At 66.2% G+C, this 5,431-nt stretch carries 5 protein-coding genes; all 5 read right to left on the bottom strand.

The window, feature by feature from the left end:
- Nucleotides 1-179: 179 nt before the first annotated feature.
- The 5 genes from DCO49_RS19235 to ahpC all read right to left on the bottom strand — a co-directional run bounded on the left by DCO49_RS19235 (nucleotide 180) and on the right by ahpC (nucleotide 5,125).
- On the bottom strand, nucleotides 180-1,136 hold the full coding sequence (locus DCO49_RS19235) for a transaldolase (protein ID WP_116865354.1): 957 nt from the start codon (nucleotides 1,134-1,136) through the stop codon (nucleotides 180-182).
- 50 nt (nucleotides 1,137-1,186) lie between these two features.
- Entirely contained in the window at nucleotides 1,187-1,591 is a 405-nt protein-coding gene (gene rnk / locus DCO49_RS19240; protein ID WP_116865355.1) for a nucleoside diphosphate kinase regulator, read from the bottom strand.
- A gap of 123 nt (nucleotides 1,592-1,714) precedes the next feature.
- A complete protein-coding gene (locus DCO49_RS19245) occupies nucleotides 1,715-2,680 on the bottom strand; it encodes a LysR substrate-binding domain-containing protein (protein WP_116865356.1) in 966 nt (321 codons plus the stop codon).
- Nucleotides 2,681-2,753: 73 nt separating this feature from the next.
- The gene (gene ahpF, locus DCO49_RS19250) at nucleotides 2,754-4,346 is read right to left on the bottom strand and encodes an alkyl hydroperoxide reductase subunit F (protein ID WP_116865357.1); all 1,593 of its coding nucleotides are present in this window, start codon (nucleotides 4,344-4,346) and stop codon (nucleotides 2,754-2,756) included.
- Nucleotides 4,347-4,561: 215 nt separating this feature from the next.
- Entirely contained in the window at nucleotides 4,562-5,125 is a 564-nt protein-coding gene (ahpC, locus tag DCO49_RS19255) for an alkyl hydroperoxide reductase subunit C (protein ID WP_116865358.1), read from the bottom strand.
- Nucleotides 5,126-5,431: the final 306 nt, after the last annotated feature.

A 5,431-nucleotide genomic window follows, 5' to 3' on the forward strand; every position in this document is an offset into this window, starting at 1 on the left:
GTTGGGTTCGCGGGAGTGTCCGCCGCATGGATGCGGCGGCCAAGCCTCCAGGGATGGATTCACGGCGTCTCCCGCGAACCCAACCCGCCCGACCCAGCGCGGCTGTTGCTCCAGCAGTCAGTCGAGCAAGCTCGACTCTACAAGCCCCCCGACACGAGGGGCTCAGCCGTTGGCCGGAATCACAGTTCCGAGCGGATCCGCTCGCGCAGCGCCTGCAGATCCTTGGCGAACGCATCGATACCCGTCGCCAGCTTCTCGGTCGCCATCGGGTCCGCCGCCAGATCCGCCGCGAACTTCACCGCGTCGATCGGAGTGGCCGCCACGCCGTCGGCCGCACCGGCCACCAGCTTGCGCGGCAGCTCGCCGTGGTCGGCGTCCAGCTTCTCCAGCAGGTCCGGCGAGATCGTCAGGCGGTCGCAGCCGGCCAGCGCTTCGATCTGCGCGGTCGAACGGAACGAGGCGCCCATCACCACCGTCGGCGAACCGCGGCGCTTGAACTCGGCATACACGCCGCGCACGAACTTCACGCCCGGGTCTTCGTCGATGTTGGCCGGGGTCTGGCCGTTGGCCACGTACCAGTCCAGGATGCGGCCGACGAACGGCGAGATCAGGAACGCGCCGGCTTCGCTGCAGGCCAGGGCCTGGGTCGGGTTGAAGATCAGGGTCAGGTTGCAGTCGATGCCCTCGGCCTGCAGGATGCGCGCGGCTTCCACGCCTTCCCAGGTCGCGGCGATCTTGATCAGGATCTTCTCGCGCGGCACGCCGGCATCGGCGTACATCTGGATGAACTGGCGGGCCTTGGCCACGGTGGCCCCGGTGTAGTGGGCCTGGTCGGCATCCACTTCGGTGGACACGCGGCCCGGCACCAGCGTGCTCAGCAGCGCGCCGACGCCGATGGTCAGGCGGTCGGCCACGGCGTGCACCACGGCTTCGCGGTCACCGCCCTGCTGGCGGCCCCAGGCCAGTTCGCGTTCGATCAGCTCGGCATAGACCGGCAGGTCCAGCGCCTTCTTCACCAGGGTCGGGTTGGTGGTGCAATCCACCGGCTGCAGGCGCTTGATCGCGTCGTAGTCACCGGTATCGGCGACAACCACCGACAGTTCGCGCAGCTGGGACAGTTTGGACGGGGTACTCATTACGGCTCCTGGTGCAGGGAAATCGAATCGCGCGCGGTGCGCAGCGGTAATCAGGGACGGTCGTTGTGAACCGCAGTCACGCGCAGGCGCAGCTTGCGGCCGCCGGGCGCGTTCCAGTCGATGCTCTGGCCGATGGCCAGGCCAAGCAGGGCAGTGCCGACCGGGGCCAGCACGGACACCTTGCCTTCATCGACATTGGCTTCGCGGGGGAAGACCAGGGTCAGGACGTGCTTCTCGCCCGACACTTCATCTTCGCACTCCACGCGCGAATGCATCATGACGATGCCTTCGGGAATCTGGTCCGGCGCCAGCACGGTGGCCCGGTTGAGTTCTTCGGCAAGCGCGAGCGCGGCAGGCGTCTGGCTCAGCGCAGGCGAATCAAGCATGGCCTCGAGGCGGTCCATGTCGAAGGTCGACACAGTGATGGACGGCGGCAGGCCGCTGGCGGTGTTCATGGTGGTGCTCCTTGATTGAAAGCCATGCAAAAGGCGGCACCACCTGGCGCCGCCTGACTGTATTGTGGGGACAAATGCGGCCGGAATCGACTCCCGCCGCGGCAGCGCGCCGGCGCTGCCGGATCAGCCGTTCAGCAGCGGGCCGGGCATGTCCGGTGCGGCGCCGGCCGGCACGCCCTCGGCATCGAGGGTGAACAGTGCCTGCGGCAGGCGCTTGAACTGGTCGGCCAGCTCCAGCAGGAAGCCATGCATGGCCGAGCTGCGCCGCCAGACCATGGCGATACGCCGACTGGGGCGGCCTTCGCCGGTGAAGTCGAGCAGTCGGATGTTGTTCGAGCGTGGCACCGGCGGCTGCACCGACAGGCTCGGCAGCAGGGTGATGCCGACGTCGGCGGCGACCATCTGTCGCAGCGTTTCCAGGCTGGTGGCGCGGAATTCGGATTTCTCGTTGGCGCCGAACAGGCGGCACACTTCCAGCGCCTGGTCACGCAGGCAGTGGCCATCTTCCAGCAGCAGCAGCTTCTGCGTGGCCAGTTCCTGCACGTCCAGATGTTCGCGGCGGGCCAGCGGGTGGCGCCCGGACACGGCCAGCAGGAACGGTTCCTCGAACAGGAATTCGGCATGCAGCTGGTCGTCGATCACCGGCAGCGCCAGCAGCGCGGCGTCCAGCTTGCCTTCGCGCAGGCGCTCCAGCAGCACGTCGCTTTTTTCCTCGACCAGCAGCAGTTCCAGTTCGGGGAAGCGGTCGCGGATGCGCGGGATCACATGCGGCAGCAGGTAGGGGCCCAGGGTCGGGAAGATCCCCAGGCGCACCGTGCCGGCTTCCGGATCGCGGCTGCGTCGCGCCGCTTCCTTCAGTTGTTCCACTTCGGACACGATCACCCGTGCCCGCATCGCTGCTTCCTGCCCGGCCGGGGTCAGCATCACCTTGCGCGGTGCGCGTTCCACCAGCGATACACCCAGCTCCTCTTCCAGCTTGCGGATCTGGGTGGACAGCGTGGGCTGGCTGACGAAACAGGAGGCGGCAGCCCGGCCGAAGTGCCTGTGATCGGCCAGGGCCACCAGGTATTTCAGATCGCGAAGATTCATCGTAAGACCCCAGGGGTAACGTACCGGCTCACCCAGCAGGCAATGGTGCCCCCGATACCCTGGGAACGAATGATCAGGCCGCCTCGGCCACCGCGCCGCTGCCCTTGCTCACGGACGAACGGATCAGGTGGTCGAAGGCGCTCAGTGCCGCGGTGGAACCGGCGCCCATGGCGATGATGATCTGCTTGTAGGGTACCGTGGTGCAATCGCCTGCGGCGAACACGCCCGGCAGGTTGGTCTGCCCGCGGTCATCAATGACGATCTCGCCACGCGGCGACAGCGCCACGCTGTCCTTCAGCCATTCGGTGTTGGGCAGCAGGCCGATCTGCACGAAAATGCCTTCCAGTTCGACCCGGTGGGCATCGCCGCCGACACGGTCCTTGTAGACCAGGCCGGTGACGCGGCTGCCATCGCCGAGCACTTCGGTGGTCTGCGCGCTGGTCAGCACGGTCACGTTGCCCAGGCTGCGCAGCTTCTTCTGCAGCACTTCATCGGCGCGCAGGTTGGAATCAAACTCCAGCAGGGTCACATGCGACACGATGCCGGCCAGATCGATGGCCGCTTCCACGCCGGAGTTGCCGCCACCGATCACCGCCACGCGCTTGCCCTTGAACAGCGGGCCGTCGCAGTGCGGGCAGTAGGCCACGCCCTTGTTGCGGTACTGGTCTTCGCCCGGCACGTTCATCTGCCGCCAGCGTGCGCCGGTGGACAGGATGACCGAGCGCGACTTCAGTACCGCACCGTTTTCCAGCTGCACCTGCACCAGGCCGTCTTCGCCGGCCGGCACCAGCGCGGTGGCGCGCTGCAGATCCATGATGTCCACCTCGTACTCGCGCACATGCTGTTCCAGCGCGGTGGCCAGCTTCGGGCCCTCGGTCTCCTTCACTGAAATGAAGTTCTCGATCGCCATCGTGTCCAGCACCTGGCCACCGAAACGCTCGGCGGCGATGCCGGTGCGGATGCCCTTGCGCGCGGCGTAGATGGCCGCTGCGGCGCCGGCCGGGCCACCACCGACCACCAGCACGTCGAAGGCGTCCTTGGCGGCGATCTTCTCGGCGTCGCGCTTGCCGGCGTTGGTGTCCAGCTTCGCCACGATCTGTTCCAGAGTCATGCGGCCCTGGTCGAACACTTCACCGTTGAGGTACACGGTGGGCACGGACATGATCTCGCGCTTCTCCACTTCGTCCTGGAACAGTGCGCCATCGATGGCCACGTGCTGGATGCGCGGGTTGAGCACGGCGGCCAGGTTCAGCGCCTGCACCACGTCCGGGCAGTTCTGGCAGGACAGCGAGAAGTAGGTCTCGAAGCGGTAATCGCCTTCCAGGTTCCGCACCTGCTCGATCAGCTCGGCGGTGGCCTTGGACGGGTGGCCGCCGACCTGCAGCAGGGCCAGCACCAGCGAGGTGAACTCGTGGCCCATCGGCAGGCCGGCGAAGGTCAGGTGGATGTCCTGGCCCGGGGTGCCCAGGTCGAAGGACGGCACGCGGCCCTGGCCGTCGCGCAGGACCTGCAGCGAGATCTTGTCCGACAGGCTTTCCAGGGTCTGCAGCAGTTCCAGCATTTCCTGCGACTTGGCACCGTCGTCGGCGTGCGCGGTGATCTGGATCGGGCGGGTCACGCGCTCCAGATAGGTCTTCAGCTGCGACTGCAGGTTGGCGTCCAACATGGTCTTCTCCTGGCTTCAGGCAAACAGGGGGCGTGGCACCGCTGTGAAAGGTAGCGGACCAGCGAGGGGTAGGGGTGAACCCAAGAGGGCAGCGCGGACCTGTGGAAGGGGCGATGCGGGCGCGGCCGTCTTGGGTTCACCCCCACGCCGGCGTGGGGCCGGCACGGGGATGAAGGGCACACCGCGGCGTGGGGCCGCGGCAGGCCGGTGCTGCTTTAGATCTTGCCGACCAGGTCCAGCGACGGGGTCAGGGTCTTCTCGCCTTCCTTCCACTTGGCCGGGCAGACCTGGTTCGGGTTGGCGGCGGTGAACTGGGCAGCCTTCAGCTTGCGCAGGGTCTCGGAGACGTCACGGGCGATCTCGTTGGAGTGGATCTCCAGGGTCTTGATCACGCCTTCCGGGTTGATGATGAAGGTGCCGCGCAGGGCCAGGCCTTCTTCATCAATGTGCACGCCGAAGGCGCGGGTCAGCTTGTGGGTCGGGTCGCCGACCAGCGGGAACTGGGCCTTGCCGACGGCCGGCGAGGTTTCGTGCCACACCTTGTGCGAGAAGTGGGTGTCGGTGGTGACGATGTAGACCTCGGCGCCGGCCTTCTTGAACTCGGCGTAGTGCTCGGCGGCGTCTTCGATCTCGGTCGGGCAGTTGAAGGTGAACGCGGCCGGCATGAAGATCAGGACGGACCACTGGCCCTTCAGGCTGGCATCGGAAACCTTGATGAACTCGCCGTTGTGGTAGGCGTTGGCTTCGAACGGCTGGATCTGGGTGTTGATGAGGGACATCGTTTTTCCTCTGGGTGAAGGGGAGTGGGTGAATCGACAGGAGCTAGGTTACCGATTCATCAGCGATAAGAACAATGCATTGATTTCATCTATTTGATAGATGGAGTCTATTAAAATGCGATGAGCCTTCGATGAATCCGGTCGTCGCCATCCCGCAAGCGGTTGTATGACAAGGGAAATCGTGGCTTTCCGTGAAGATGGGCCGATAGCCCCTCCTTATCCCGCCCCGCCGGACCTGAACGAATCCCGGCTTTGTAGAGCCGACCCCCTCCTCGGCTGCCTCCGCTGGATCCGAGCCTGGGTTCG

Source organism: Stenotrophomonas sp. SPM, from assembly GCF_003105135.1.
Classification (GTDB): Bacteria; Pseudomonadota; Gammaproteobacteria; order Xanthomonadales; family Xanthomonadaceae; genus Stenotrophomonas.

Coding starts and splice junctions, on each gene's coding strand:
- DCO49_RS19235 (WP_116865354.1), bottom strand. CDS start 1,136: ATGAGTACCCCGTCCAAACTGTCCCAGCTGCGCGAACTGTCGGTGGTT.
- ahpF (WP_116865357.1), bottom strand. CDS start 4,346: ATGTTGGACGCCAACCTGCAGTCGCAGCTGAAGACCTATCTGGAGCGC.
- rnk (WP_116865355.1), bottom strand. CDS start 1,591: ATGAACACCGCCAGCGGCCTGCCGCCGTCCATCACTGTGTCGACCTTC.
- DCO49_RS19245 (WP_116865356.1), bottom strand. CDS start 2,680: ATGAATCTTCGCGATCTGAAATACCTGGTGGCCCTGGCCGATCACAGG.
- ahpC (WP_116865358.1), bottom strand. CDS start 5,125: ATGTCCCTCATCAACACCCAGATCCAGCCGTTCGAAGCCAACGCCTAC.